This window comes from Polynucleobacter sp. MWH-UH19D (assembly GCF_040409795.1).
In the GTDB taxonomy this organism is placed as follows: Bacteria; Pseudomonadota; Gammaproteobacteria; order Burkholderiales; family Burkholderiaceae; genus Polynucleobacter.
The window spans coordinates 41,186-66,578 of sequence record NZ_CP099571.1; the positions used below are offsets into that span (position 1 = coordinate 41,186).

Sequence of the window (25,393 nt, forward strand, 5' to 3'; positions counted from 1 at the left end):
AAGCAAAATGACTGATTCAGAAGTAGTCGCAAATTCTCAAGCCGCTGGTAATAAGCGTTGGTATGTAATCCATGCCTACTCCGGCATGGAAAAGAGCGTTAAAAAAGGCCTTGAGGAGCGTATCGCTCGTTCAGGTATGCCTGAGAAATTTGGCCGTATTTTGGTTCCATCGGAAGAGGTGGTTGAGGTGAAGTCTGGCTCTAAGTCTGTTACAGAGCGCCGTTTCTTCCCTGGCTATGTCTTGATTGAGATGGAAATGACCGACGAAAGCTGGCATTTGGTGAAAAATACCCCAAAAGTGACCGGTTTCGTGGGTGGCGTACGTAACCGCCCAAGCCCGATTTCAAACGCAGAAGTCACCAAAATCATGGATCAGATGCAAGCTGGGGTTGATAAACCTAAGCCCAAGACTCTATTTGAAGTGGGTGAGATGGTTCGCGTCAAAGAAGGTCCGTTTACCGACTTTAATGGCAACGTTGAGGAAGTGAACTATGAGAAGTCAAGATTGCGCGTTTCTGTTACAATTTTCGGTCGCGGCACCCCAGTTGAACTGGAGTTTGGCCAAGTAGAAAAGATGTAAAAACAAGGACTTAGTCTTGTTTTGCAGTGCAGCAAAGTAGTAAAAGTCGTTTTAAGTGGTTATTTAGTTTTAGTAATTAACCGAGGAGCTGAGCTAGAAAGCCAAAAACTAGCAAAGCGTTAACTCAACGGCGGTCTTTCCTAATGAGGTTAGGCGCGCTTTAAGGAGCAACACATGGCAAAGAAGATTGTTGGCTTTATTAAGCTGCAGATTCCTGCAGGTAAAGCAAACCCATCACCACCCGTAGGTCCAGCATTGGGTCAACGCGGCCTCAACATTATGGAATTCTGTAAGGCGTTTAATGCTCAAACTCAGAGCATGGAACCTGGCTTGCCAATTCCAGTCGTGATTACAGCGTTCGCTGACAAGAGCTTCACATTCATCATGAAGACTCCTCCAGCAACCATCATGATTAAGAAGGCTGCAAAGATCGAAAAAGGATCACCACGTCCTCATACCGATAAGGTAGGAAAAATTACTCGTGCTCAAGCGGAAGAAATCGCTAAAGCAAAAATGCCAGATTTGACAGCGGCTGATATGGATGCAGCAGTTCGCACAATCGCTGGTAGCGCCCGTTCCATGGGCATCACTGTGGAAGGAGTCTAATCATGACTAAATTATCTAAGCGCGTAAAAGCAATTCAGTCCAAAGTAGATCGCAACAAGTTTTACCCATTGGAAGATGCATTGAATCTTGTTAAAGAGTGTGCAACTGCTAAGTTTGATGAGTCTATCGACGTTGCTGTTCAGTTGGGCATTGATGCCAAGAAATCTGACCAAGTTGTGCGCGGGGCGGTTGTGCTCCCAGCTGGTACAGGTAAGCACGTTCGTGTTGCTGTTTTTGCACAAGGCGAGAAGGCTGAACAAGCTAAAGCTGCTGGCGCAGAAATCGTTGGCATGGAAGATTTGGCTGAACAAATTAAAGGCGGCAAAATTGACTTTGATGTATTGATCGCATCTCCAGACACAATGAAAATTGTTGGTACTTTAGGTCAAGTGTTGGGCCCACGTGGTTTGATGCCAAATCCAAAAGTAGGAACAGTGACACCTGACGTAGCAACTGCAGTGAAAAATGCAAAAGCTGGTCAAGTACAGTTCCGTGTCGACAAAGCCGGTATCGTGCATGCAAGCATTGGCCGTCGTTCATTCGAGCCAGCTGCATTGAAATCTAATTTGCTCGCATTGCTTGAGGCTTTGAATAAAGCAAAACCTCCTGCATCTAAGGGAGTTTATTTAAAGAAGGTTGCCGTAAGCAGCACTATGGGTGCTGGCGTACGTGTTGACCAAGCATCGTTACAGGTTGCTGCTTAATAGCCTGTAACAAAAAAGAACTTTGGGTCGACTCACATTTTTTGGATGAGAGTCGAACATCAAAGACCGTTGGTGAATTAGTTGCTAGCAAAGAGTTAATTCTTAATTGTTACGAAAGTAACGACCAGCGCAGATGGCGACCCTGAAAAGATTTTCACAAGAATCTTTGTGAACAAATGATCAGACGCTGGTGTGTAACCCCAACTGGAAACAGTTGGTTTTTATGGAGTTAAACCGTGCCTTTGAATGTACAAGACAAAAAAGCGATTGTTGCTGATGTCGGCGCTCAATTGGCTGGAGCCCAAACTGTCGTTCTCGCTGAATACCGCGGTATCCCAGTAGAAGAATTGACAAAGCTGCGTGCTAGTGCACGTGACCAAGGTGTATATCTTCGTGTTTTGAAGAACACATTGGCACGTCGTGCTACACAAGGCACACAGTTTGAGCCTCTTGCTGATTCGATGGTTGGCCCCTTGATCTACGGCATTTCTGCTGATCCGATTGCCTCGGCAAAAGTATTGCAGAACTTTGCTAAGACTCAAGATTTGCTAGTGATTAAAGCTGGCCTATACAACGGTAAGTTGTTGGACGTTGCAGGTGTTAAAGCCCTCGCGACAATTCCAAGCCGTGAAGAGTTGTTATCAACGTTGTTGGGTGTCATGAAGGCCCCAGTTTCTGCGATGGCTCGTGTATTGGGCGCAGTGGCTGCGCAAAAAGCAGCTGGAGCACCTGCTCCGGTAGCCGAAGCGGCAGCACCTGTAGAGGCGGCCCCAGTGGCAGAAGCTGTGCAAGCCGCAGAGCCTGCAGCTGAACCAGCAGCCCCAGAAGCTACAGCAACAAACGAAACCCCTGCCGCTGAATAAGCGACAAATTAACTATTTAAGTATTAGGAGCTAAAAATGGCGATTACTAAAGAAGAAATCATTGAAGCAGTAGGTAGCATGTCCGTTATGGATTTGAACGACTTGGTTAAAGCGTTCGAAGAGAAATTTGGTGTTTCAGCTGCAGCGATGGCTGTTGCTGGTCCTGCAGGTGCTGGTGGTGGTGATGCTGGTGGTGCAGAGCAAACTGAATTCACAGTAAACCTCGTTGAAGCTGGCGCAAACAAAGTTTCAGTAATTAAAGCAGTTCGCGAAATTACTGGTCTCGGTTTGAAAGAAGCGAAAGATTTGGTTGACGGTGCACCGAAGCCAATCAAAGAAGGCGTTGACAAGAAGACTGCTGAAGAAGCCAAGAAGAAGCTTGAAGAAGCTGGCGCTAAGGCAGAACTCAAGTAATACAAACTCAGCTAGCGCCTCTCACAAAGGGGCGTTGGCCATGTTGGGTTTGACCTTTAGAGGTCAAACCCGATTTCATTTCTGATTGGAATCGGGTTTGCCTTCTGATACGACTGCAGAATGCAAGTTTGGTCGGACACTAGATCCTAGCGATGTAGTGTTGTCCGCCAGTGATTGGTAGTGGCCAATCGCCAAATCTTTGTACAGTCGCTGAATTCGGAGATGAAATGAACTATAGCTTCACCGAACGCAAGCGAGTCCGTAAAAGCTTTGCTAAGCGAGTAAATAACCATCAGGTTCCTTACCTGATCGCGACGCAGCTGGAGTCCTACGCTAAATTTTTACAGGCTGATAAGCCGGCTACTTCTCGTATTAACGAGGGATTACAAGCTGCGTTTACATCAGCATTCCCAATTGTGTCCAACAACGGATACGCACGCATGGAATACGTGTCTTATCAGTTGTCACAGCCACCATTTGACGTTAAAGAATGTCAACAACGTGGTTACACATATCACTCTGCCTTACGCGCAAAAGTTCGCTTGATTATTTATGATCGCGAAGCGCCTACTAAGGTTAAAGAAGTAAAGGAGAGCGAAGTCTACATGGGCGAAATTCCGCTCATGACAGAAAACGGCTCTTTCGTGATTAACGGCACTGAGCGTGTAATCGTTTCTCAGTTGCATCGTTCCCCAGGCGTGTTCTTTGAGCACGATAAGGGCAAAACTCATAGCTCTGGTAAGTTGCTGTTCTCAGCACGCATCATTCCTTACCGTGGCTCATGGCTCGATTTCGAGTTTGATCCAAAAGATATTCTGTATTTCCGTGTTGACCGTCGTCGTAAGATGCCTGTCACCATTTTGCTCAAGGCAATTGGTTTAAATAACGAACAGATCCTTGCAAACTTCTTCAACTTTGATCATTTCTCATTGACCGCTAATGGCGCATCAATGGAATTTGTTCCAGAGCGTTTGCGTGGTCAGTTGGCTAGCTTTGATGTGGTCGATAAGAATGGCGTTGTAGTCATTCAAAAAGACAAGCGCATCAATGCAAAACACATTCGTGAACTCGAAGCCGCTAAGACAAAGACGATTGCTGTTCCAGATGACTACTTAGTAGGTCGTGTAGTTGCGCGCAATATTGTTGATCCAGATTCTGGTGAAATCTTGGCTTACGCTAATGATGAAATCACTGAAGAGTTGTTGGCAACATTGCGCGATGCTGGCATCAAACAATTGGAAACGATTTACACCAACGATTTAGATTCTGGTGCGTACATTTCTCAGACATTGCGTACTGATGAAACCGCTGATCAAACAGCTGCTCGTATCGCCATCTACCGCATGATGCGTCCTGGCGAGCCTCCAACAGAAGATGCTGTTGAAGCCTTGTTCCAGCGCTTGTTCTATAGCGAAGATACTTACGATTTATCTCGTGTTGGCCGTATGAAGGTCAATAGCCGTCTTGGTCGTGCTGAGATGGAAGGCCCCATGGTCTTGTCGAACGAAGATATTCTCGACACAATTAAGTCCCTCGTAGATTTGCGTAACGGCAAAGGCGAAGTGGATGATATCGATCACTTAGGTAATCGTCGTGTACGTTGCGTTGGTGAATTGGCAGAGAACCAATTCCGTGCTGGTTTGTCACGTGTTGAGCGTGCGGTTAAAGAACGTCTCGGCCAAGCCGAAACAGAAAACCTCATGCCGCATGACTTGATTAACAGCAAGCCAATTTCTTCTGCAATTCGTGAGTTCTTCGGTTCTTCGCAGTTATCCCAGTTTATGGACCAAACCAACCCACTCTCAGAGATCACGCATAAGCGTCGTATTTCTGCATTGGGACCCGGTGGTTTGACACGCGAACGCGCTGGTTTCGAAGTTCGCGACGTGCATCCAACTCACTACGGACGTGTTTGCCCAATTGAAACTCCAGAAGGACCAAACATTGGTTTGATCAACTCACTCGCCTTATTTGCGCGTTTGAATGAGCATGGCTTCCTAGAGACTCCATACCGTAAAGTTTCCAATAGCAAGGTAAGCGATGAAGTGGTTTACCTCTCTGCAATTGAAGAAGCGAAGTATGTGATTGCTCAGGCAAATGCGACGATCGACAAAAACGGCAAGTTAGCTGACGAACTCGTTTCTGCTCGTCAAGCTGGTGAGACCATGATGGTGAGCCCAGAGCGCATCGATTTCATCGACGTTGCTCCTAGCCAGATCGTTTCTGCCGCTGCTTCACTTGTTCCATTCTTGGAGCACGATGATGCGAACCGTGCGTTGATGGGTGCGAACATGCAACGTCAAGCGGTTCCTTGCTTGCGTCCAGATAAGCCATTGGTTGGTACAGGTTTAGAGCGTATTGTTGCGGTTGACTCCGGCACTGTTGTGTTGGCAGCGCGTGGCGGTATCGTGGATTATGTTGATGCGAATCGTATTGTGATTCGTGTGAACGATGACGAGACTGCTGCTGGTGAAGTTGGTGTGGATATTTATAACCTCATCAAGTACACTCGCTCAAACCAAAACACCAACATCAATCAACGTCCAATCGTGAAGGTTGGCGATCGTGTAGCCCGCGGTGACGTGGTTGCTGACGGCGCATCTACCGATTTGGGCGAATTGGCTTTGGGTCAAAACATGACTGTGGCATTTATGCCATGGAACGGTTACAACTTCGAAGATTCAATCTTGATCTCTGAGAAGGTTGTTGCTGATGATCGCTACACCTCTATTCATATTGAAGAGTTGTCAGTGGTTGCTCGTGACACCAAACTTGGTTCAGAAGAAATCACGCGCGATATCTCCAATTTGGCAGAGTCACAACTCTCTCGTTTAGATGAGAGCGGTATTGTGTACATCGGTGCCGAAGTTGAAGCTGGCGACGTACTGGTTGGTAAGGTCACTCCAAAGGGTGAGACTACTCTAACCCCTGAAGAGAAGTTACTGCGTGCGATCTTCGGCGAAAAAGCATCTGATGTAAAAGATACTTCTTTGCGCGTTCCTTCCGGAATGGTTGGTACTGTTATCGATGTTCAAGTTTTCACTCGTGAAGGTATTGAGCGCGATGCCCGTGCACAATCGATTATTCAGGAAGAATTGCAACGCTATCGTTTGGATTTGAACGACCAGCTGCGTATTGTTGAAGGCGATGCCTTCATGCGTTTAGAAAAACTGTTGGTGGGCAAAGTTGCTAACGGCGGCCCTAAGAAATTGGCTAAAGGCACCAAAATCGACAAGGATTACCTTTCTGATTTGGATAAATACCATTGGTTTGATATTCGTCCAGCAGATGATGAAGTTGCTTCACAGGTTGAAGCGATCAAATCTTCTATTGAAGCGAAACGTAAGCAGTTTGATGAAGCGTTCGAAGAGAAGCGTACCAAGCTTACTCAAGGCGATGATTTACAGCCTGGCGTAACGAAGATGGTTAAGGTTTACTTAGCTGTTAAGCGTCGCTTGCAGCCTGGTGACAAGATGGCTGGTCGTCACGGTAACAAAGGCGTGGTCTCTAAGATTGCTCCTGCTGAAGATATGCCATTTATGGCTGACGGACGTCCTGTTGATATCGTCTTGAACCCATTGGGCGTTCCTTCACGTATGAACGTTGGCCAGATCTTGGAAACCCACTTAGGTTGGGCTGCTCAAGGTATTGGTAAGCGTATTGATGAAATGGTTCGTCAACAAGCTAAGCAAGCTGAACTGCGTAAGTTCTTCAAGCAGCTTTACAACGAGACTGGTCGTCAAGAAGACATCGACAATTTTACTGATGAGCAAATCAATGCATTGGCTGAGAACTTACGCCAAGGCTTACCATTTGCAACCCCAGTGTTTGACGGTGCTACTGAGGCTGAAATCAGTCGCATGCTTGAGTTGGCATACCCAGAAGAAGTTGCTAAGTCATTGCAAATGACCCCATCACGTCAGCAAATGGTTCTGTTCGATGGTCGCACTGGTGATCAGTTCGAACGTCCTGTAACTGTTGGCGTAATGCACGTCTTGAAACTCCACCACTTGGTTGATGACAAGATGCATGCTCGTTCAACTGGACCTTACTCCTTAGTAACGCAGCAGCCATTGGGCGGTAAAGCTCAGTTTGGTGGTCAGCGCTTTGGTGAGATGGAAGTCTGGGCCCTCGAAGCATACGGCGCTTCATATGTCTTGCAAGAAATGCTGACAGTGAAGTCCGATGACGTCACAGGCCGAACCAAGGTTTATGAAAACATCGTCAAGGGCGAGCACACGATTGATGCTGGCATGCCCGAATCCTTCAACGTTCTGGTGAAAGAGATCCGTTCGTTGGGTATTGACATTGACATGGAGCGCAACTGATATGAAAGCATTGCTCGATTTATTTAAGCAAACGCAGGGTGATGAGCAGTTTGATGTCATCAAGATTGGCCTCGCATCCCCTGAGAAAATTCGCTCATGGTCTTTTGGTGAAGTACGCAAACCAGAAACCATTAACTACCGGACTTTTAAGCCCGAGCGTGATGGTTTGTTTTGCGCCAAGATTTTTGGACCAACTAAAGACTACGAGTGCTTATGCGGTAAGTACAAGCGCTTAAAGTTCCGTGGCGTTATCTGTGAGAAGTGCGGTGTTGAAGTTACTCTCGCTAAGGTACGTCGTGAGCGTATGGGCCACATTGAGTTGGCAGCCCCTGTAGCGCACATTTGGTTCTTAAAGTCCCTGCCATCCCGTTTAGGCATGGTTCTCGATATGACATTGCGTGATATCGAGCGCGTTCTTTACTTTGAGGCATATGTAGTTGTAGATCCTGGTATGACTCCTGAAGGCGCAATGAAGCGCGGTCAGATCATGTCTGAAGATGAGTACATTGCTAAAACAGAAGAGTATGGTGACGGCGCGTTTACCGCCATCATGGGCGCGGAAGGTATTCGTGAGCTTTTGCGTTCGATCGATATCGATCGTGAAGTGGAAACGATTCGTGCTGAGTTGAAAGCAACTGGTAGCGATGCCAAGATCAAGAAATACGCTAAGCGCTTAAAAGTGCTTGAGGCGTTCCAAAGCTCAGGCATCAAGCCTGACTGGATGATCATGGAAGTGTTGCCAGTATTGCCACCAGAGTTGCGCCCATTGGTGCCATTGGATGGCGGTCGCTTCGCTACTTCTGACTTGAACGACCTCTATCGTCGTGTCATTAACCGTAACAATCGTTTGAAGCGTTTGTTGGAATTGCGCGCACCAGAAATTATCGTGCGTAACGAAAAACGAATGTTGCAAGAAGCGGTTGACTCATTGCTCGACAACGGTCGTCGCGGTAAGGCTATGACAGGCGCCAATAAGCGCCCTCTCAAGTCATTGGCTGAGATGATTAAAGGTAAGAGCGGTCGTTTCCGTCAAAACTTGCTCGGTAAGCGTGTTGACTACTCTGGTCGTTCAGTGATCGTGGTTGGTCCTACATTGAAATTGCATCAGTGCGGCTTGCCGAAATTGATGGCGCTTGAGTTGTTCAAGCCATTTATTTTCAACAAGCTTGAGACCCTTGGCATTGCAACCACGATTAAGGCTGCGAAGAAAGAAGTAGAAAGTCAGACGCCAATCGTTTGGGACATTCTCGAAGAAGTGATTCGCGAACATCCAATCATGTTGAACCGTGCGCCGACATTGCACCGCCTTGGCATTCAGGCTTTCGAGCCAATGTTGATTGAAGGTAAAGCAATTCAGTTGCACCCATTAGTCTGCGCGGCATTTAACGCGGACTTTGACGGTGACCAAATGGCGGTTCACGTTCCTTTGTCGCTCGAAGCGCAAATGGAAGCACGTACATTGATGTTGGCCTCGAACAACGTATTGTTCCCAGCTAACGGTGAGCCATCTATTGTTCCTTCACAGGACGTGGTGTTGGGTCTGTACTACGCTACACGCGATAAGATCAACGGCAAAGGCGAAGGTATGGTCTTCGCCAACATTACTGAAGTCGTGCGCGCATACGAAGCAGGTCAAGTTGAATTGGCTTCTCGGGTTGCTGTGCGTATTACTGAGTACGAGATCGTGGATAAGAAGGCAGAAGGCGATGCGCGTTTTGTTGAGAAGACCAAGATCTATCAAACATCTGTTGGCCGCGCAATTCTGTCCGAGATTTTGCCTAAGGGCATGTCTTTCGAGGAAATTAACAAGCCTTTGAAGAAAAAAGAAATCTCACGTTTGATCAACACCTCATTCCGTAAGTGTGGTTTGCGCGACACCGTCATATTTGCTGATCGCTTGTTGCAGTCTGGTTTCCGTTTGGCTACTAAGGCTGGTATCTCGATTGCCATCGACGATATGTTGATTCCAACTTCTAAAGATCGCATCATTACTGAAGCGTCTACCAAGGTTAAGGAATACGACAAGCAGTTCATGTCAGGTCTCGTAACCAATCAAGAACGTTATAACAACGTGGTTGATATTTGGGGTGCCGCAGGCGACCAAGTTGGTAAAGCCATGATGGATGAGTTGTCACACGTTGATGTGCTCGACCGTAATGGCAAAACTGCTCGCCAAGAATCCTTTAACTCCATCTATATGATGGCGGACTCTGGTGCGCGTGGATCTGCTGCGCAGATACGTCAGTTGGCTGGTATGCGTGGTTTGATGGCTAAGCCAGATGGCTCTATTATTGAAACCCCGATTACTGCGAACTTCCGTGAAGGTTTGAATGTGTTGCAGTACTTCATCTCAACTCACGGTGCTCGTAAGGGTCTAGCCGATACTGCGTTGAAGACAGCGAACTCTGGTTACTTAACACGTCGTTTGTGTGACGTTACTCAAGATCTCGTAGTAATCGAAGAAGATTGCGGTGCATCTACGGGTGTAACTATGAAGGCGCTTGTTGAGGGCGGCGAAATTATCGAAGCATTGCGCGATCGTATTTTGGGTCGTGTATGTATCGGTGACATCGTTCATCCTGATACACAAGAAGTCATTGTTCCTAACGACACATTGCTTGATGAAGATCACGTTGATCAAATCGTTGCATTGGGTATCGACGAAGTTAAGGTTCGCACAGTACTTTCTTGCCAAACTCGTTATGGTTTGTGCGCGAAGTGCTACGGACGTGACCTAGGTCGCGGTGGTTTGGTTAACGTTGGCGAGGCAGTTGGTGTGATTGCTGCTCAGTCTATCGGTGAGCCAGGCACACAGTTGACCATGCGTACCTTCCACATCGGTGGTGCTGCATCACGTGCTTTAGTTGCAAGCAATATTGAAGCTAAATCGAACGGTTCTTTGAAGTTCTCCGGCACGATGCGTGTTGTGAAGAATGCGAAGGGCGAGCAGATTGTGATTTCACGTTCTGGTGAAGCCTTGATCGTTGATGACAACGGTCGTGAGCGCGAGCGTCATAAAGTGCCTTATGGTGCAACTCTCTTGTTAAAAGAGGGTGCAGCAGTCAAGGCAGGCGCAAGCTTAGCGACATGGGATCCATTAACACGCCCGATCATTTCTGAGTACGCTGGTATTGCACGCTTTGATAACGTTGAAGAGGGTGTAACCGTTGCGAAGCAGGTTGACGAAGTTACTGGCCTCTCCACTTTGGTGGTGATTGACGGTAAGCGTCGTTCTGCCGCAAGCAAGGGCGTTCGTCCAGTGATCAACTTAGTTGATGACAAGGGCAATGACGTGATGATCGCTGGTACTGATCATCCAGTAAACATCGGCCTCCAAGTGGGCGCCTTGATTACTGTCAAGGATGGTCAGAAAGTCGAAGTGGGTGAAGTATTGGCACGTATTCCAATTGAATCCCAGAAGACTCGCGACATTACCGGTGGTTTGCCACGTGTTGCTGAACTCTTTGAAGCACGTTCACCAAAAGATGCTGCTGTATTGGCAAAAGTAACTGGAACTGTTTCCTTCGGTAAAGAAACCAAAGGCAAGCAACGTTTGGTTATTACCGATATGGATGGCGAAGCGAATGAATTCTTGATTCCAAAAGAGAAGCAAGTTCTTGTTCATGACGGTCAAGTGGTGAACAAGGGCGAGATGATTGTGGAAGGCCCTGCTGATCCGCATGACATCTTGACTCTCAAAGGTATTGAAGAGTTGGCGATTTACATCGTTGATGAGGTTCAGGACGTTTATCGTCTCCAGGGTGTGAAGATTAATGACAAGCACATTGAAGTGATCGTGCGTCAGATGTTGCGCCGTGTTCAGGTAACCGATCCAGGCGACACCACATTCATCCCTGGTGAGCAAGTAGAGCGTTCTAAGCTCTATGACGAGAATGATCGCGTCATCGCCGAAGGTAAGCGCCCAGCTTCATTCGACAACGTATTGCTTGGTATTACTAAAGCATCCTTGTCGACAGACAGCTTCATTTCAGCTGCTTCTTTCCAAGAAACCACCCGCGTATTGACCGAAGCCGCAATTATGGGCAAGACCGATACACTACGTGGCCTCAAGGAAAACGTCATTATTGGTCGTCTGATCCCTGCTGGTACCGGCTTGTCTTATCGCCGTGCTCGCAAGGTCAGAGAGCAATTTGAGCGTGATCGCGCTCAGATGATTGCTGCCGAGGAAGAGGCAATGGCTAGCGCCCCTGTGGAAATAGAGGCTGAGGTCATCGCTCCTACTGGGGAGGCTGATCCAAGCTAATTTGGTAATTCTGGCCACAAATGGCCAGTTTTCCCTCGATTTGGTTGACGGGGAAGGCTGGCCAAGCTAGAATGCTGAGTTCTACTGATTCAGAAGAGGGTCTATTTTGACCTAGAAATTCTCTAAGTCATTGATTTTCTTGAAGAAAGCAACAAAGAAGTACTAACCGAGCTATTTTTATGCCAACAATTAATCAACTATTACGCAAGCCAAGAACAAGGCTTACCGTTAAAAGCAAGAGCCCTGCGCTGCAAAACAGCCCGCAGCGCCGTGGTGTATGTACCCGTGTGTACACAACCACTCCTAAAAAGCCTAACTCTGCGCTTCGTAAAGTAGCCAAGGTTCGCTTAACCAATGGTTTTGAAGTGATTTCATACATTGGCGGTGAAGGCCATAACCTCCAGGAACACTCTGTAGTGTTAATCCGTGGTGGTCGTGTGAAGGACTTGCCAGGTGTGCGTTATCACATCGTTCGCGGTTCTTTGGACTTGCAAGGTGTTAAAGATCGTAAGCAAGCACGTTCTAAATACGGTGCTAAGCGCGCTAAGAAAGCTGCTTAATTTCTCATTAAGCAGTGGTAGTTTCGCAGTAAGCAATATGCAGTAAGTCACTTTTGCCAGACTTAAAAGGCAAGTAAGTGGCTGTTCCGTTTAAGAATTTTCTTAAATAGTAGGACAGCTGGAGCGGGTAGTTCATGTGAGCTGCCCCTAACTGAACTGAAGGAGTAGTTATGCCACGTCGTCGTGAAGTTCCCAAACGGGAAATTTTGCCGGATCCAAAATTCGGCAATGTAGAAGTAGCTAAATTCATGAACGTCCTCATGTTGGACGGCAAGAAATCGGTTGCAGAGCGCATTGTTTACGGTGCCTTTGATCACATCGAGAAAAAAGCAAATAAAGAACCCCTCGAAATTTTTTCAACAGCCATGGGCAACGTTAAGCCAATGGTTGAGGTTAAGAGCCGCCGCGTTGGCGGTGCAAACTATCAAGTTCCTGTTGAAGTTCGTCCATCTCGTCGTTCCGCTTTGGCAATGCGCTGGTTGCGCGAAGCCGCTAAGAAGCGTGGCGAAAAATCGATGGCTCAACGCTTGGCCAACGAATTATTAGAAGCAGCCGAAGGTCGTGGCGGCGCAATGAAGAAGCGCGAAGAAGTTCATCGCATGGCAGAAGCTAACAAAGCTTTCTCACATTTCCGCTTCTAATCGAATAGTTAAGAAAAGGCATAAACAGTGGCACGCAAAACCCCCATTGATCGATATCGCAATATTGGTATCTCTGCGCACATTGACGCAGGTAAAACAACTACTACTGAACGCGTTCTGTTCTACACCGGTGTTAATCACAAGATTGGTGAAGTGCATGATGGCGCAGCTACCATGGACTGGATGGAGCAAGAGCAAGAGCGTGGTATCACGATTACTTCTGCTGCAACCACAGCCTTCTGGAAGGGCATGGCAGGCAATTATCAAGAGCACCGTATCAACATTATTGATACCCCAGGACACGTGGATTTCACGATTGAGGTTGAGCGTTCCATGCGTGTTCTCGATGGCGCCTGCATGGTGTATTGCGCGGTAGGTGGCGTTCAGCCACAGTCTGAAACAGTTTGGCGTCAAGCAAACAAGTACGGTGTTCCACGTTTAGCATTCGTAAACAAAATGGACCGTACAGGCGCGAACTTCTTCAAAGTGTATGAACAGATGAAGGCTCGCTTAAAGGCGAATCCAATCTTGATTCAAATTCCAATTGGCGCAGAAGAAAACTTCCAAGGCGTTGTGGATTTAGTGAAGATGAAAGCAATTGTTTGGGACGAGGCTTCACAAGGAACTAAATTTACCTACGAAGACATTCCTGCCGAATTGCAAGCCAGCGCTGAAGAGTGGCGCGAGAAAATGGTTGAAGCCGCTGCAGAGAGTTCAGAAGAGTTAATGGACAAGTATCTCGGTGGTGAAGCATTAAGCGAAGAAGAAATTAAGAAGGCGATTCGTACTCGTACGATCGCTGGTGAAATTGTTCCAATGCTTTGCGGAACTGCCTTTAAGAACAAAGGTGTTCAGGCGATGTTGGATGCTGTGATCGATTACTTACCTTCACCAGTGGATATTCCTCCGGTTAAAGGTGAGTTGGAAGACGGCTCTGAGACAGAGCGTAAGGCTGATGACAATGAGAAGTTCTCAGCGTTGGCATTTAAGATCATGACTGACCCGTTCGTTGGCCAGCTCATCTTCTTCCGCGTGTATTCAGGCGTGATCAATTCAGGCGATACGATCTACAACCCAATCAAGGGCAAGAAAGAGCGTATTGGTCGTTTGTTGCAGATGCATGCTAACCAACGTGAAGAGATTAAAGAAGTTCGCGCAGGCGATATCGCCGCAGCAGTTGGTTTGAAAGACGCAACAACAGGCGAAACATTGTGTGACCCAGATAACATCGTGATCTTGGAGCGCATGGAGTTCCCTGAGCCAGTGATCTCTCAGGCAGTTGAGCCTAAGACAAAAGCAGACCAAGAGAAAATGGGTCTTGCATTGAACCGCTTAGCACAAGAAGATCCTTCATTCCGCGTGAAGACTGATGAAGAATCTGGTCAAACTATTATTTCTGGTATGGGCGAGCTCCACTTGGAAATTCTAGTGGATCGTATGAAGCGTGAGTTCGGTGTAGAGGCAACTGTTGGTAAGCCGCAAGTTGCATACCGCGAAACGATTCGCAAGACTTGCGACGAAATCGAAGGTAAGTTTGTTAAGCAGTCTGGCGGACGTGGTCAGTACGGTCACGTTGTATTGAAGCTTGAGCCACAAGAACCAGGCAAGGGCTTTGAATTCGTTGACGCTATTAAGGGCGGTGTAGTTCCACGTGAATATATCCCTGCAGTAGAAAAAGGCATTATTGAAACATTGAACTCCGGTGTATTGGCTGGCTATCCAGTGGTTGACATTAAAGCAACCCTGTTCTTCGGCTCATACCATGACGTTGACTCCAATGAAAACGCATTTAAGATGGCGGGCTCTATGGCGTTCAAGGATGGTATGCGTAAAGCAGCTCCAGTATTGCTTGAGCCAATGATGGCAGTTGAAGTTGAAACTCCAGAAGATTTCATGGGTAACGTGATGGGTGACCTTTCTTCACGTCGCGGCATTATGCAAGGCATGGACGACATTCCTGGCGGCGGCAAGATTGTTCGTGCAGAAGTTCCTCTCGCAGAGATGTTTGGTTACTCCACTGGCTTGCGTTCTTTGACGCAGGGCCGTGCAACCTACACCATGGAATTTAAGCATTACGCAGAAGCACCGAAGAACGTAGCAGAAGCAGTTATGGCTGCTAAAGCGAAGTAATTTATTCACATTAATTTTGATATTGACTAGCTAAGAAGGCAGACAAAAATGGCAAAAGAAAAATTCGAGCGGACAAAACCGCACGTAAACGTAGGCACCATCGGTCACGTTGACCACGGTAAAACTACTTTGACAGCAGCAATTGCAACCGTGCTCTCAAAAGCATTCGGTGGCGAAGCAAAAGCATACGATCAGATCGATGCGGCTCCAGAAGAAAAAGCCCGCGGTATTACGATTAACACCGCACACGTTGAATACGAAACTGCTGGTCGTCACTATGCACACGTTGACTGCCCAGGACACGCTGACTACGTCAAAAACATGATTACTGGTGCTGCGCAGATGGACGGCGCAATTTTGGTTTGCTCTGCTGCAGACGGCCCAATGCCACAAACTCGTGAGCACATCCTCTTGGCACGTCAGGTTGGCGTTCCATACATCGTTGTTTTCTTGAACAAGTGCGACATGGTTGACGATGCTGAACTCTTAGAGCTCGTTGAAATGGAAGTGCGTGAACTGCTCTCTAAATATGACTTCCCAGGTGACGATACTCCGATCATCCGTGGTTCTGCCAAGATGGCATTAGAGGGTGACGAAGGCCCATTGGGTAAAGAAGCCATCATGAAATTGGCTGAAGCACTCGATACTTACATCCCAACTCCAGAGCGTGCTGTTGATGGCTCATTCTTGATGCCAGTAGAAGACGTGTTCTCTATCTCTGGTCGCGGTACTGTAGTAACTGGCCGTATTGAGCGCGGCATCATCAAGGTTGGTGAAGAGATTGAAATCGTTGGTATCAAGCCAACTCTCAAGACCACTTGTACTGGTGTTGAAATGTTCCGTAAATTGCTCGACCAAGGTCAAGCAGGCGATAACGTCGGTATCTTGTTACGTGGCACAAAACGTGAAGAAGTTGAGCGTGGCCAAGTATTGGCTAAGCCTGGTTCTATCACTCCACACACTCACTTTACTGCTGAGGTTTACATCTTGGGTAAAGATGAAGGTGGTCGTCATACTCCATTCTTTAACAACTATCGTCCACAGTTCTACTTCCGTACAACGGACGTAACTGGTTCAATCGAGTTGCCAAAAGATAAAGAGATGGTGATGCCTGGTGATAACGTCACCATCACCGTCAAACTCATCGCGCCAATCGCGATGGAAGAAGGTTTACGTTTTGCGATCCGTGAAGGTGGCCGTACTGTTGGCGCCGGTGTGGTTGCAAAGATTTTGGCTTAAGAAGTAGGTATTACTAGTAACAATATTTAGCGGTTTGCTAACCGGTGACATCAGTGCTGCTGATGTCACTGTGCTCTTTAGATGTATAACGTGGCAGCACCACACCGCTCTTTGGAATTAATATGCAAAACCAAAAAATTCGTATTCGTCTTAAAGCGTTTGATTACCGTTTGATCGACCAGTCTGCAGCTGAAATCGTTGATACAGCTAAGCGCACTGGTGCAGTTGTTAAGGGTCCAGTACCTTTGCCAACCCGTATTGAGCGTTTTGACATCTTGCGTTCGCCACACGTAAACAAGACTTCTCGTGATCAGTTAGAGATCCGTACCCATCTGCGTTTGATGGATATTGTTGATCCTACAGAGAAAACTGTAGATGCTTTGATGAAATTAGACCTCCCAGCAGGTGTGGACGTCGAAATTAAGTTGCAGTAATTTGTTGTTTCCAGTCTCGGCACTTGCCAAGACTGGGTTTTCGGGATAGAATCTAAGGCTCTGCTGAGTGAAATTTGGCAGATTTTGAGGTTTTATTAGCATTAAACACGTTGTAAGTTATTGATTTAGAAGTACTTTTACTTGTAAATCACTTAAATTAATTTTGCCGACCAATCGAAGTCGGCGTGGAGCATGAATATGAGCTTAGGCTTAATCGGCCGCAAGGTCGGCATGACCCGTCTTTTTACGGACGAAGGGGAAGCGATTCCTGTCACCGTAATTGACGTGAGCGACAACAGAATCGCTCAAATCAAGACCCAGGCAACTGATGGCTATGACGCTATTCAGTTGGCACACGGCACACGTAGAGCAACTCGCGTTACCAAATCAATGGCTGGTCACTTTGCTAAGGCAGGTGTATTGGCAGGTAATGCACTCAACGAATTTCATTTAGACGCAGCGAAAATTGCAGAAATGACACCAGGTCAAGTTGTACCTGCTGACGCTGCTTTTACTGCTGGTCAAAAAGTAGATGTGCAAGGCGTAACAATCGGTAAAGGATACGCAGGTACCATCAAGCGTTATCACTTCGCTTCTGGTCGCGCATCTCACGGTAACTCTAGATCACACAACGTACCAGGCTCTATCGGTATGGCGCAAGATCCAGGCCGTGTTTTCCCAGGTAAGCGCATGACTGGCCACCTTGGTGACGTTACACGTACCGTACAAAATTTAGTCATCGCACGCATTGATGCAGAACGTAATCTCATCATGGTTAAAGGCGCTATTCCAGGCGCTCCGGGCGGTAAAGTTATTGTTACTCCAGCGGTTAAAACACCGTTGAAGAAGAAATAGGGAGAGCGAATATGGAACTTAAGCTTCTCCAGGACAACGGTACTTTAGGTGCGGGCGTACAAGCTTCACCAGAAGTATTTGAGCGTGAATATAACGAAGCATTGGTACACCAAGTTGTAGTGGCTTACCAAGCAAATGCACGTAGCGGTAACCGTGCACAAAAAGACCGTGAGCAAGTTAAGCACACAACCAAAAAACCTTGGCGTCAAAAAGGTACTGGTCGTGCACGTGCTGGTATGAGCTCTTCCCCGCTGTGGCGTGGGGGTGGTCGTATATTCCCAAATTCTCCAGAAGAGAATTTCAGCCAAAAAGTAAACAAGAAAATGTACCGCGCTGGTATGAGATCAATTTTGTCTCAGTTGGCTCGCGAAGGTCGTTTGAATGTGGTTGATCAATTCAATCTTGATGCTCCAAAGACCAAAGTTTTAGCTGAGAAAGTAAAGGCAATGGGCTTGGATTCAGTCTTGATCATTGTTGATCAAGTTAGTGAGAATTTGTACTTGGCATCACGTAACTTGCATAAAGTTGCCGTGGTTGAGCCACAGCACGCTGATCCATTAGCTTTGGTTCAATACAAAAAAGTATTAGTAAGCAAAGCAGCGATCGCAAAAATTGAGGAGTTGCTGAAATGAGCCAAGTGCGTAAAAACGATCACAACCTGATGAAGGTTCTGCTTGGTCCTGTTATCTCTGAAAAAGCCACTATGGTTGCAGAGAAAAACGAACAAGTAGTTTTCCAAGTAGCTCGCGACGCAAACAAGACCGATGTGAAACAAGCAGTTGAGTTGCTCTTCAAAGTGCAAGTTGATTCTGTTCAAATCGTGAATCAAAAAGGTAAGCCTAAGCGCTATGGCCGTTTTGAAGGTCGTCGTGACCACACTAAGAAGGCCTACGTGAATTTGAAGCCAGGTCAAGAAATTAACTTTGAAGCGGAGGCGAATTAATCATGCCTTTGATGAAGACAAAACCGACCTCACCAGGTCGTCGCTCAATGGTCAAGGTGGTCAATCCTGACCTCCATAAAGGCAAGCCTTTTGCACCATTGTTAGAGCCACAGTTTCAAAAAGCGGGTCGTAATAACAACGGCCACATCACTACTCGCCATAAGGGTGGTGGTCATAAGCATCACTATCGTGTTGTTGACTTTAAGCGCAACGACAAGGATGGTATTCCAGCAAAAGTTGAACGCTTGGAATACGATCCAAACCGCAGTGCAAATATTGCATTGATCGTGTTTGCTGATGGTGAGCGTCGCTACATTCCTGCTGCTAAAGGTATGACTGTTGGTCAGGCAATCATGAATGGCTCTGAAGCGCCAATCAAGTCTGGCAACAATTTGCCAATTCGTAACATTCCAGTTGGTAGCACTATTCACTGCGTAGAAATTCTGCCAGGCAAAGGTGCGCAGGTTGCACGCTCTGCTGGTGGTTCAGCGGTGTTGTTGGCACGTGAGGGTGTATACGCTCAAGTACGTTTGCGCTCTGGCGAAGTTCGCCGTGTGTTAATCGAGTGCCGTGCCACTATTGGTGAAGTTGGTAACGAAGAGCACAGCTTGCGTCAAATTGGTAAAGCAGGTGCAAATCGCTGGCGTGGTATTCGCCCAACCGTACGCGGTGTGGCAATGAACCCAGTAGATCACCCACACGGTGGTGGTGAAGGTAGAACTGGCGAAGGCCGTGTACCTGTATCTCCATGGGGCACTCCAACCAAAGGTTATCGCACACGTCGCAATAAGCGTACAACTTCGATGATCGTTCAACGTCGTCAAAAACGTTAAGCGATAAGGATAAATAGATATGACACGTTCAGCTAAAAAAGGCCCATTTTGCGACGCCAGCTTGGTAAAAAAAGTTGAAGTTGCACAAGCCAACAAGGACAAAAAGCCGATCAAAACTTGGTCACGCCGTTCAACAATTCTTCCAGACTTTATTGGTCTGACGATTGCTGTGCATAACGGTCGCCAACACGTTCCGGTTTATGTATCAGAAAACATGGTGGGTCATAAGTTAGGCGAATTCGCCTTGACCCGTACTTTCAAAGGTCACGCTGCTGACAAGAAAGTAACGAAGAAGTAAGGGGATGATGATGGAAGTTAAAGCTATTCACAAGGGTGCCCGCATTTCCGCGCAAAAGACACGTTTGGTTGCTGACCAAATTCGTGGTTTGCCGATTGCGCGCGCATTAAACATTTTGAACTTCAGCCCCAAAAAAGCTGCCTTCATTGTGAAAAAAGTAGTTGAGTCAGCTATTGCGAATGCTGAACACAATAAAGGTGCCGACATTGATGAGCTCAAGGTATCTGCGGTAATCGTTGATAAAGCAACATCCTTGAAGCGTTTCACTGCGCGCGCTAAGGGTCGTGGCAATCAAATTGAAAAACAAACTTGTCACATTAGCGTGACCTTGAGTAACTAAGGAAAAATATGGGCCAAAAGATTAACCCTACCGGATTCCGACTCGCGGTAACGAAGAATTGGACATCACGTTGGTATGCAAACAATACTGACTTCGCAAAAATGCTAAAAGAGGACGTAGAAGTCCGTAGCTATTTGAAGAAAAAGTTAAAGAATGCATCTGTTAGCAAGGTTGTGATTGAGCGTCCAGCAAAGAACGCACGTATCACTATCTACAGTTCACGTCCAGGCGTTGTAATTGGTAAAAAGGGCGAGGATATTGAAGTTCTCCGCCGTGAATTACAAAAGCGCATGGGTGTTCCAGTTCACGTGAACATTGAAGAAATTCGTAAGCCAGAAGTTGATGCACAATTAATTGCTGACTCTATTACTCAACAGTTAGAGAAGCGCATTATGTTCCGTCGTGCCATGAAGCGCGCCATGCAAAGCGCAATGCGTCTTGGCGCACAAGGTATCAAGATCATGTCTTCTGGCCGCTTGAATGGTGCCGAGATTGCACGTCGCGAATGGTATCGTGAAGGCCGCGTTCCACTTCATACATTGAAGGCTGATATTGATTACGCAACATCAGAGGCTGAAACTACATACGGCATCATTGGTGTAAAAGTTTGGGTTTACAAAGGTGACACATTGGGTCGTGGCGCAGAAGCTCAAGTAGCTGCTCCAGCCGCTGAACCTGCTGCCGAAGAAAAGAAAACTCGTCGTGCTCCAAGCAAAACAGCTGCTCGTAAACCAGCTGCTGGTGCTGACAAGCCATTAGTTGCTGCTAAGCCAGCAGTAAAGCGCGTGCGTAAGGTTGAAACACCTGCCGCTGATGCGCAGAAGTCAGGAGAGTAAGCATGCTACAACCAAAGCGTCGCAAGTATCGTAAGGAACAAAAAGGCCGTAACACTGGCGTGGCAACACGCGGTAGTTCGGTAGCCTTTGGTGACTTTGGATTGAAGGCCGTTGGTCGTGGACGTTTGACAGCTCGTCAAATCGAGTCAGCACGTCGCGCAATGACCCGTCACATTAAACGTGGTGGCCGTATTTGGATTCGTATTTTCCCAGATAAGCCAATTTCACAAAAACCTGCTGAAGTACGTATGGGTAACGGTAAAGGTAATCCAGAGTACTACGTAGCTGAAATTCAACCAGGCAAAGTGCTTTACGAGATGGATGGTGTGGATGAGCAATTGGCGCGCGAAGCTTTCAAGCTTGCTGCAGCGAAGTTGCCTTTGCAAACTACTTTCGTAATTCGCCACTTAGGTTGATCGGAATAGAGATTATGAAAAATAAAGAATTAGCAGCCAAAGATCTGACTGCCTTAAACGCAGAGTTGACAGAGCTCTTAAAGACAAACTTTAAGCTCCGTATGCAAAAAGGCACTCAGCAACTGACAAATACCAGCCAATTGGGTAAAACGAAGCGTGATATTGCACGCGTAAAGACGTTTATTGCTCAAAAGACTGCTCAGAAATAAGGAAAAAGGGATATGACAGAATTATCTAAACCCTTGCGCCGCACCCTCGTGGGACGCGTTGTTAGTGACAAAATGCAAAAAACTGTGACCGTGTTGGTTGAGCGTCAAGTTAAGCATCCAGTGATTGGTAAGTACGTTGGCCAGTCCAAAAAGTACCATGCTCATGACGAAGCAGGCACTTACAAGATGGGTGATACCGTTGAAATTGCTGAATCTAAGCCAATTTCGCGTACTAAATCTTGGGTTGTGACCCGTTTGGTTGAAGCTTCAAAGGGTATTTAAGGTTTTTTATAGGGTTTTGGAGAAGATTCTTCCCAAAACCTTGTTTTTCGTAGTAGAATACAAGGCTTCTCTGGTTTTATTGGAGAAGCAGTGTTTTCATTAATTCCGGGTTTTAGCTTTCGTTAAAGCCCATAGACGGAACCAAGACTGTTTGCCTTTGGCTAATAAGTTGGGGATTAGAAATGATACAAACCGAAAGTAGATTGCAGGTTGCCGATAACACAGGCGCCAGTGAAGTGTTGTGCATCAAGGTATTGGGCGGCTCCAAGCGTCGTTACGCCAGTATCGGTGATGTAATCAAAGTCACTGTGAAGTCCGCTGCTCCACGCGGCCGTGTAAAAAAAGGTGATATTTATAACGCTGTTGTTGTTAGAACAGCTAAGGGTGTTCGCCGTCCAGACGGATCATTGATTAAGTTTGATGACAACGCTGCGGTATTGCTCAACGCTAAGTTAGAGCCAATTGGCACACGTATCTTTGGACCTGTCACACGCGAATTGCGTACTGAGAAGTTCATGAAGATCGTTTCTCTTGCCCCCGAAGTAATTTAAGAGGCTGACATGAATAAGATTCGTAAAGGTGATTCCGTCGTTCTGTTGACTGGCCGAGATAAAGGCAAGCAAGGAACTGTTACAGCCGTTCTCGACGACAAACTCGTTATCGAAGGCGTAAATGTTTACAAAAAGAGTGTTAAACCTAATCCAGCAGCTGGTGTTACCGGTGGCTTGATTGACAAGACTATGCCCGTTCACATTTCAAATGTGGCTTTGGTTGACGGTAACGGCAAACCATCACGCGTTGGTATCAAACTCGTTGATGGCAAAAAGCAACGTTTCCTCAAAACCACTGGCGCAACATTGAGCGCATAAGGGGCGGAGAGAAACTATGAGCACACGTTTTCAAGAGCACTATCAAGCTAAAGTAGTTGCGGATTTGATCGCCAAGTTCGGCTACAAGTCTGTAATGGAAGTTCCACGCATCACCAAAGTAACCCTGAACATGGGCTTGGGTGAGGCTGTGAATGATAAAAAAGTGATCGAAAATGCAGTTGGTGATTTAACTAAGGTCGCAGGCCAAAAGCCAGTTGTGACCAAAGCTAAAAAAGCAATTGCAGGTTTCAAAATTCGTCAAGGCTACCCTATTGGTGCCATGGTGACATTGCGTGGTCAACGCATGTACGAATTTTTAGATCGTTTTGTAACGGTTGCCTTACCACGCGTGCGTGACTTCCGCGGTATTTCTGGTAAAGCATTTGATGGTCGTGGTAACTACAACATCGGCGTTAAAGAACAGATCATCTTCCCTGAAATCGAATACGACAAGATTGATGCCCTCCGTGGTCTCAATATCAGTATTACTACGACTGCTAAGACTGACGAAGAAGCAAAAGCTTTGTTAGCAGCATTCAAATTCCCTTTCCGCAATTAAGAGGCTAACGTGGCAAAACTATCCCTAATTGAGCGCGAAAATAAGCGCGCAAAAACTGTAGAGAAGTACGCTGCTAAGCGTGCAGAACTCAAGGCAATCATTGCTGATAACTCACGCAGCGATGAAGAGCGTTATGAAGCTCGTTTGAAGCTACAAGCACTCCCACGTAATGCAAGCCCGATTCGTCAAAGAAATCGTTGTTCATTAACCGGTCGTCCACGTGGCACATTCCGCAAGTTCGGTTTGGCTCGCGGCAAGATTCGTGAAATCGCCTTCCGTGGCGAAATCCCCGGTTTAACCAAGGCCAGCTGGTAAGCGGCGAAAGAATTAGGAGAACTCATGAGTATCAGCGATCCAATCGCCGACATGTTGACCCGGATCCGCAATGCGCAAGCAGTGCAGAAGCCTTTAGTCACAATGCCGTCGTCAAAAGTTAAAGTAGCCATTGCAAAAGTTTTGCAAGATGAAGGCTATATTGAGAATTTTGAAGTCAAAGGCGAAGCAGCTAAGCCAGTGCTTCACATTGGTCTCAAATACTATGCAGGCCGCCCTGTTATCGAGCGTATCGACCGTGTATCAACACCAAGTCTGCGTATCTATAAGGGCCGTCATGACATTCCAGAAGTGATGAATGGCTTGGGCATTGCAATTATCTCAACCCCTCAAGGCGTAATGACAGACCGTAAAGCACGTGCAACAGGCGTGGGCGGCGAAGTTATTTGCTACGTAGCCTAAGGAGAGAAATATGTCCCGCGTAGGTAAATCACCAATCACAGTTCCAAAGGGCGCTGAAATCAATATCAATGGTGCAAACATTACTGTTAAAGGCCCGTTGGGCACATTGACACATAATTTGCATCCTTCTGTTGGTTTGAAACAAGAAGATGGCGTACTGACAGTTGTTTTGAATAATGACTCTCCAGAAGCTGGCGCTCAGTCAGGAACAGCACGCGCATTGGTTAACAACATGGTTGTTGGCGTTACCACTGGCTTTGAGCGCAAGCTTAGCTTGGTAGGCGTTGGCTATCGTGCTCAAGCTCAAGGCGAAACATTGAAGTTGCAGTTGGGTTTTTCTCACGACATTATTTACAACCTACCAAAAGGTGTAAAAGCTGAGACTCCATCGCAAACTGAAATCATTATCAAGGGTTCCAACAAGCAACAAGTTGGCCAGGTTGCAGCAGAAGTTCGCGCATACCGCTCACCAGAGCCATACAAAGGCAAGGGTGTTCGCTACGTGGATGAGGTTGTGCATCTGAAAGAAACTAAGAAGAAGTAAGCGAGATTAGAAAATGAATAAAGACGAATCTAGACAAAGACGCGCTCGGCAGACTCGTATTCGCATTGCCGAAGCTCAGGCAAATCGCTTAACAGTTATCCGTAGCAATTCGCATATTTCTGCACAGGTTTACAGCCCATGTGGAACCAAAGTTGTTGCAGCTGCCTCAACAATGGAAAAAGATTTGCGCCAAGCAATCAAAAACGGCGGTAACGCTGATGCTGCTAAACAAATCGGCAAGTTAGTTGCTGAGCGTGCTGTAAAGGCAGGCGTTGTGGATGTTGCTTTTGATCGTTCTGGTCACCGTTACCACGGCCGTATTAAGGCCTTAGCTGAAGCTGCGCGTGAAGCCGGCTTGAAGTTCTAATAGGTTTAGGAAAAAACATGGCAAAAATGCAAGCTAAGATGCAAAACGAAGAGCGTGATGATGGTCTTCGCGAGAAGATGATCGCTGTTAATCGTGTAACTAAAGTGGTTAAGGGTGGTCGTATTCTCGGCTTCGCTGCACTCACAGTAGTTGGCGATGGCGATGGTCGTATCGGTATGGGCAAGGGCAAATCAAAAGAGGTTCCAGTTGCTGTGCAAAAGGCAATGGACGAAGCTCGTCGCAAGATGATCAAGGTGCCTTTGCGTAAAGGTACATTGCAGCATTCAGTGATTGGTCAACATGGCGCGTCACGCGTTTTGATCTCTCCAGCTAAAGATGGTACTGGCGTGATTGCTGGTGGCCCAATGCGCGCTATTTTTGATGTGATGGGTGTAACAAACGTTGTAGCAAAGTCTCTCGGCTCAACAAACCCTTACAACATGGTTCGCGCAACGATTGATGGCTTAAGCAAGATGAGTACTCCTGCTGAGATTGCTGCTAAACGCGGTAAGTCAGTAGAAGAGATTCTCGGCTAAGACCCAAT

At 46.8% G+C, this 25,393-nt stretch carries 29 protein-coding genes and 1 pseudogene; all 30 read left to right on the forward strand.

The features are described from left to right. The first annotated feature begins 7 nt into the window (after positions 1-7). The 30 genes and pseudogenes from nusG (at position 8) to rpsE (ending at position 25,385) form a co-directional block, all read left to right on the forward strand. Complete coding sequence (gene nusG, locus NHB34_RS00245; protein ID WP_215389954.1) at positions 8-580, forward strand: transcription termination/antitermination protein NusG; 573 nt, start codon at positions 8-10, stop codon at positions 578-580. A 174-nt stretch (positions 581-754) separates the two neighbouring features. Further along, a complete protein-coding gene (gene rplK, locus NHB34_RS00250) occupies positions 755-1,186 on the forward strand; it encodes a 50S ribosomal protein L11 (protein WP_173954844.1) in 432 nt (143 codons plus the stop codon). 2 nt (positions 1,187-1,188) lie between these two features. Next, positions 1,189-1,890, forward strand: coding sequence for a 50S ribosomal protein L1 (gene rplA / locus NHB34_RS00255; RefSeq protein WP_353427523.1), 702 nt, complete (start codon positions 1,189-1,191; stop codon positions 1,888-1,890). 236 nt (positions 1,891-2,126) lie between these two features. Next, a pseudogene (rplJ, locus tag NHB34_RS00260) lies at positions 2,127-2,648 on the forward strand (50S ribosomal protein L10); the annotation flags it as partial. Between the two features lie 141 nt (positions 2,649-2,789). Continuing rightward, positions 2,790-3,167, forward strand: a complete 378-nt coding sequence (gene rplL / locus NHB34_RS00265) for a 50S ribosomal protein L7/L12 (protein ID WP_173954847.1) — start codon at positions 2,790-2,792, stop codon at positions 3,165-3,167. A 227-nt stretch (positions 3,168-3,394) separates the two neighbouring features. Next, a complete protein-coding gene (gene rpoB / locus NHB34_RS00270) occupies positions 3,395-7,495 on the forward strand; it encodes a DNA-directed RNA polymerase subunit beta (protein ID WP_353427524.1) in 4,101 nt (1,366 codons plus the stop codon). A gap of 1 nt (position 7,496) precedes the next feature. Continuing rightward, positions 7,497-11,759: a DNA-directed RNA polymerase subunit beta' gene (gene rpoC, locus NHB34_RS00275; protein ID WP_353427525.1), complete on the forward strand. Its 4,263-nt coding sequence runs from the start codon at positions 7,497-7,499 to the stop codon at positions 11,757-11,759. 179 nt (positions 11,760-11,938) lie between these two features. Then, on the forward strand, positions 11,939-12,319 hold the full coding sequence (rpsL, locus tag NHB34_RS00280) for a 30S ribosomal protein S12 (protein ID WP_068947691.1): 381 nt from the start codon (positions 11,939-11,941) through the stop codon (positions 12,317-12,319). 170 nt (positions 12,320-12,489) lie between these two features. Then, positions 12,490-12,960: a 30S ribosomal protein S7 gene (gene rpsG / locus NHB34_RS00285; RefSeq protein ID WP_068320103.1), complete on the forward strand. Its 471-nt coding sequence runs from the start codon at positions 12,490-12,492 to the stop codon at positions 12,958-12,960. Between the two features lie 27 nt (positions 12,961-12,987). Beyond that, positions 12,988-15,090: an elongation factor G gene (fusA, locus tag NHB34_RS00290; protein ID WP_353427526.1), complete on the forward strand. Its 2,103-nt coding sequence runs from the start codon at positions 12,988-12,990 to the stop codon at positions 15,088-15,090. Positions 15,091-15,138: 48 nt separating this feature from the next. Then, complete coding sequence (tuf, locus tag NHB34_RS00295) at positions 15,139-16,329, forward strand: elongation factor Tu (protein ID WP_353427521.1); 1,191 nt, start codon at positions 15,139-15,141, stop codon at positions 16,327-16,329. A 122-nt stretch (positions 16,330-16,451) separates the two neighbouring features. Then, positions 16,452-16,763, forward strand: coding sequence for a 30S ribosomal protein S10 (rpsJ, locus tag NHB34_RS00300; RefSeq protein ID WP_011901899.1), 312 nt, complete (start codon positions 16,452-16,454; stop codon positions 16,761-16,763). 198 nt (positions 16,764-16,961) lie between these two features. After that, positions 16,962-17,618: a 50S ribosomal protein L3 gene (gene rplC, locus NHB34_RS00305; protein ID WP_353428514.1), complete on the forward strand. Its 657-nt coding sequence runs from the start codon at positions 16,962-16,964 to the stop codon at positions 17,616-17,618. Positions 17,619-17,629: 11 nt separating this feature from the next. Continuing rightward, a complete protein-coding gene (gene rplD / locus NHB34_RS00310) occupies positions 17,630-18,250 on the forward strand; it encodes a 50S ribosomal protein L4 (RefSeq protein WP_114639433.1) in 621 nt (206 codons plus the stop codon). Further along, entirely contained in the window at positions 18,247-18,561 is a 315-nt protein-coding gene (rplW, locus tag NHB34_RS00315) for a 50S ribosomal protein L23 (RefSeq protein WP_215374667.1), read from the forward strand. The genes rplD and rplW overlap by 4 nt, the downstream gene beginning before the upstream one ends. A gap of 2 nt (positions 18,562-18,563) precedes the next feature. Next, a complete protein-coding gene (rplB, locus tag NHB34_RS00320; protein ID WP_068947694.1) occupies positions 18,564-19,394 on the forward strand; it encodes a 50S ribosomal protein L2 in 831 nt (276 codons plus the stop codon). A gap of 19 nt (positions 19,395-19,413) precedes the next feature. After that, positions 19,414-19,692 carry a 30S ribosomal protein S19 gene (gene rpsS, locus NHB34_RS00325; protein WP_011901904.1) on the forward strand — a complete coding sequence of 93 codons (279 nt, stop codon included), beginning with the start codon at positions 19,414-19,416 and terminating at the stop codon, positions 19,690-19,692. A 7-nt stretch (positions 19,693-19,699) separates the two neighbouring features. Next, positions 19,700-20,032, forward strand: a complete 333-nt coding sequence (gene rplV, locus NHB34_RS00330) for a 50S ribosomal protein L22 (RefSeq protein ID WP_215317762.1) — start codon at positions 19,700-19,702, stop codon at positions 20,030-20,032. An 8-nt stretch (positions 20,033-20,040) separates the two neighbouring features. Beyond that, positions 20,041-20,868, forward strand: a complete 828-nt coding sequence (gene rpsC, locus NHB34_RS00335) for a 30S ribosomal protein S3 (protein WP_353427529.1) — start codon at positions 20,041-20,043, stop codon at positions 20,866-20,868. Between the two features lie 2 nt (positions 20,869-20,870). Then, positions 20,871-21,284, forward strand: coding sequence for a 50S ribosomal protein L16 (rplP, locus tag NHB34_RS00340; RefSeq protein ID WP_011901907.1), 414 nt, complete (start codon positions 20,871-20,873; stop codon positions 21,282-21,284). A gap of 14 nt (positions 21,285-21,298) precedes the next feature. Further along, positions 21,299-21,493: a 50S ribosomal protein L29 gene (gene rpmC, locus NHB34_RS00345; protein ID WP_068947697.1), complete on the forward strand. Its 195-nt coding sequence runs from the start codon at positions 21,299-21,301 to the stop codon at positions 21,491-21,493. Positions 21,494-21,505: 12 nt separating this feature from the next. Continuing rightward, positions 21,506-21,775: a 30S ribosomal protein S17 gene (gene rpsQ / locus NHB34_RS00350; RefSeq protein WP_011901909.1), complete on the forward strand. Its 270-nt coding sequence runs from the start codon at positions 21,506-21,508 to the stop codon at positions 21,773-21,775. A gap of 182 nt (positions 21,776-21,957) precedes the next feature. Beyond that, entirely contained in the window at positions 21,958-22,326 is a 369-nt protein-coding gene (gene rplN / locus NHB34_RS00355) for a 50S ribosomal protein L14 (RefSeq protein ID WP_173954853.1), read from the forward strand. A gap of 9 nt (positions 22,327-22,335) precedes the next feature. Beyond that, a complete protein-coding gene (gene rplX / locus NHB34_RS00360) occupies positions 22,336-22,644 on the forward strand; it encodes a 50S ribosomal protein L24 (protein WP_173954854.1) in 309 nt (102 codons plus the stop codon). A 16-nt stretch (positions 22,645-22,660) separates the two neighbouring features. Further along, a complete protein-coding gene (gene rplE / locus NHB34_RS00365; RefSeq protein ID WP_173954855.1) occupies positions 22,661-23,203 on the forward strand; it encodes a 50S ribosomal protein L5 in 543 nt (180 codons plus the stop codon). 9 nt (positions 23,204-23,212) lie between these two features. Continuing rightward, positions 23,213-23,518: a 30S ribosomal protein S14 gene (rpsN, locus tag NHB34_RS00370; protein ID WP_114661482.1), complete on the forward strand. Its 306-nt coding sequence runs from the start codon at positions 23,213-23,215 to the stop codon at positions 23,516-23,518. Between the two features lie 24 nt (positions 23,519-23,542). Continuing rightward, positions 23,543-23,938 (forward strand): 30S ribosomal protein S8, encoded by a 396-nt coding sequence (rpsH, locus tag NHB34_RS00375; RefSeq protein ID WP_353427535.1) that lies wholly within the window; start codon positions 23,543-23,545, stop codon positions 23,936-23,938. A 10-nt stretch (positions 23,939-23,948) separates the two neighbouring features. Next, positions 23,949-24,482 (forward strand): 50S ribosomal protein L6, encoded by a 534-nt coding sequence (gene rplF, locus NHB34_RS00380; protein ID WP_353427537.1) that lies wholly within the window; start codon positions 23,949-23,951, stop codon positions 24,480-24,482. 13 nt (positions 24,483-24,495) lie between these two features. After that, positions 24,496-24,849: a 50S ribosomal protein L18 gene (gene rplR, locus NHB34_RS00385; protein WP_173954858.1), complete on the forward strand. Its 354-nt coding sequence runs from the start codon at positions 24,496-24,498 to the stop codon at positions 24,847-24,849. Between the two features lie 17 nt (positions 24,850-24,866). Further along, positions 24,867-25,385, forward strand: coding sequence for a 30S ribosomal protein S5 (gene rpsE, locus NHB34_RS00390; protein ID WP_114639443.1), 519 nt, complete (start codon positions 24,867-24,869; stop codon positions 25,383-25,385). Positions 25,386-25,393 lie beyond the last annotated feature (8 nt).

Bases quoted from the DNA above. Each gene is read 5' to 3' on its own strand.
- nusG (WP_215389954.1), top strand. From the start codon at position 8: ATGACTGATTCAGAAGTAGTCGCAAATTCTCAAGCCGCTGGTAATAAG.
- rplK (WP_173954844.1), top strand. From the start codon at position 755: ATGGCAAAGAAGATTGTTGGCTTTATTAAGCTGCAGATTCCTGCAGGT.
- rplA (WP_353427523.1), top strand. From the start codon at position 1,189: ATGACTAAATTATCTAAGCGCGTAAAAGCAATTCAGTCCAAAGTAGAT.
- rplL (WP_173954847.1), top strand. From the start codon at position 2,790: ATGGCGATTACTAAAGAAGAAATCATTGAAGCAGTAGGTAGCATGTCC.
- rpoB (WP_353427524.1), top strand. From the start codon at position 3,395: ATGAACTATAGCTTCACCGAACGCAAGCGAGTCCGTAAAAGCTTTGCT.
- rpoC (WP_353427525.1), top strand. From the start codon at position 7,497: ATGAAAGCATTGCTCGATTTATTTAAGCAAACGCAGGGTGATGAGCAG.
- rpsL (WP_068947691.1), top strand. From the start codon at position 11,939: ATGCCAACAATTAATCAACTATTACGCAAGCCAAGAACAAGGCTTACC.
- rpsG (WP_068320103.1), top strand. From the start codon at position 12,490: ATGCCACGTCGTCGTGAAGTTCCCAAACGGGAAATTTTGCCGGATCCA.
- tuf (WP_353427521.1), top strand. From the start codon at position 15,139: ATGGCAAAAGAAAAATTCGAGCGGACAAAACCGCACGTAAACGTAGGC.
- rpsJ (WP_011901899.1), top strand. From the start codon at position 16,452: ATGCAAAACCAAAAAATTCGTATTCGTCTTAAAGCGTTTGATTACCGT.
- rplC (WP_353428514.1), top strand. From the start codon at position 16,962: ATGAGCTTAGGCTTAATCGGCCGCAAGGTCGGCATGACCCGTCTTTTT.
- rplD (WP_114639433.1), top strand. From the start codon at position 17,630: ATGGAACTTAAGCTTCTCCAGGACAACGGTACTTTAGGTGCGGGCGTA.
- rplW (WP_215374667.1), top strand. From the start codon at position 18,247: ATGAGCCAAGTGCGTAAAAACGATCACAACCTGATGAAGGTTCTGCTT.
- rplB (WP_068947694.1), top strand. From the start codon at position 18,564: ATGCCTTTGATGAAGACAAAACCGACCTCACCAGGTCGTCGCTCAATG.
- rpsS (WP_011901904.1), top strand. From the start codon at position 19,414: ATGACACGTTCAGCTAAAAAAGGCCCATTTTGCGACGCCAGCTTGGTA.
- rplV (WP_215317762.1), top strand. From the start codon at position 19,700: ATGATGGAAGTTAAAGCTATTCACAAGGGTGCCCGCATTTCCGCGCAA.
- rpsC (WP_353427529.1), top strand. From the start codon at position 20,041: ATGGGCCAAAAGATTAACCCTACCGGATTCCGACTCGCGGTAACGAAG.
- rplP (WP_011901907.1), top strand. From the start codon at position 20,871: ATGCTACAACCAAAGCGTCGCAAGTATCGTAAGGAACAAAAAGGCCGT.
- rpmC (WP_068947697.1), top strand. From the start codon at position 21,299: ATGAAAAATAAAGAATTAGCAGCCAAAGATCTGACTGCCTTAAACGCA.
- rpsQ (WP_011901909.1), top strand. From the start codon at position 21,506: ATGACAGAATTATCTAAACCCTTGCGCCGCACCCTCGTGGGACGCGTT.
- rplN (WP_173954853.1), top strand. From the start codon at position 21,958: ATGATACAAACCGAAAGTAGATTGCAGGTTGCCGATAACACAGGCGCC.
- rplX (WP_173954854.1), top strand. From the start codon at position 22,336: ATGAATAAGATTCGTAAAGGTGATTCCGTCGTTCTGTTGACTGGCCGA.
- rplE (WP_173954855.1), top strand. From the start codon at position 22,661: ATGAGCACACGTTTTCAAGAGCACTATCAAGCTAAAGTAGTTGCGGAT.
- rpsH (WP_353427535.1), top strand. From the start codon at position 23,543: ATGAGTATCAGCGATCCAATCGCCGACATGTTGACCCGGATCCGCAAT.
- rplF (WP_353427537.1), top strand. From the start codon at position 23,949: ATGTCCCGCGTAGGTAAATCACCAATCACAGTTCCAAAGGGCGCTGAA.
- rplR (WP_173954858.1), top strand. From the start codon at position 24,496: ATGAATAAAGACGAATCTAGACAAAGACGCGCTCGGCAGACTCGTATT.
- rpsE (WP_114639443.1), top strand. From the start codon at position 24,867: ATGGCAAAAATGCAAGCTAAGATGCAAAACGAAGAGCGTGATGATGGT.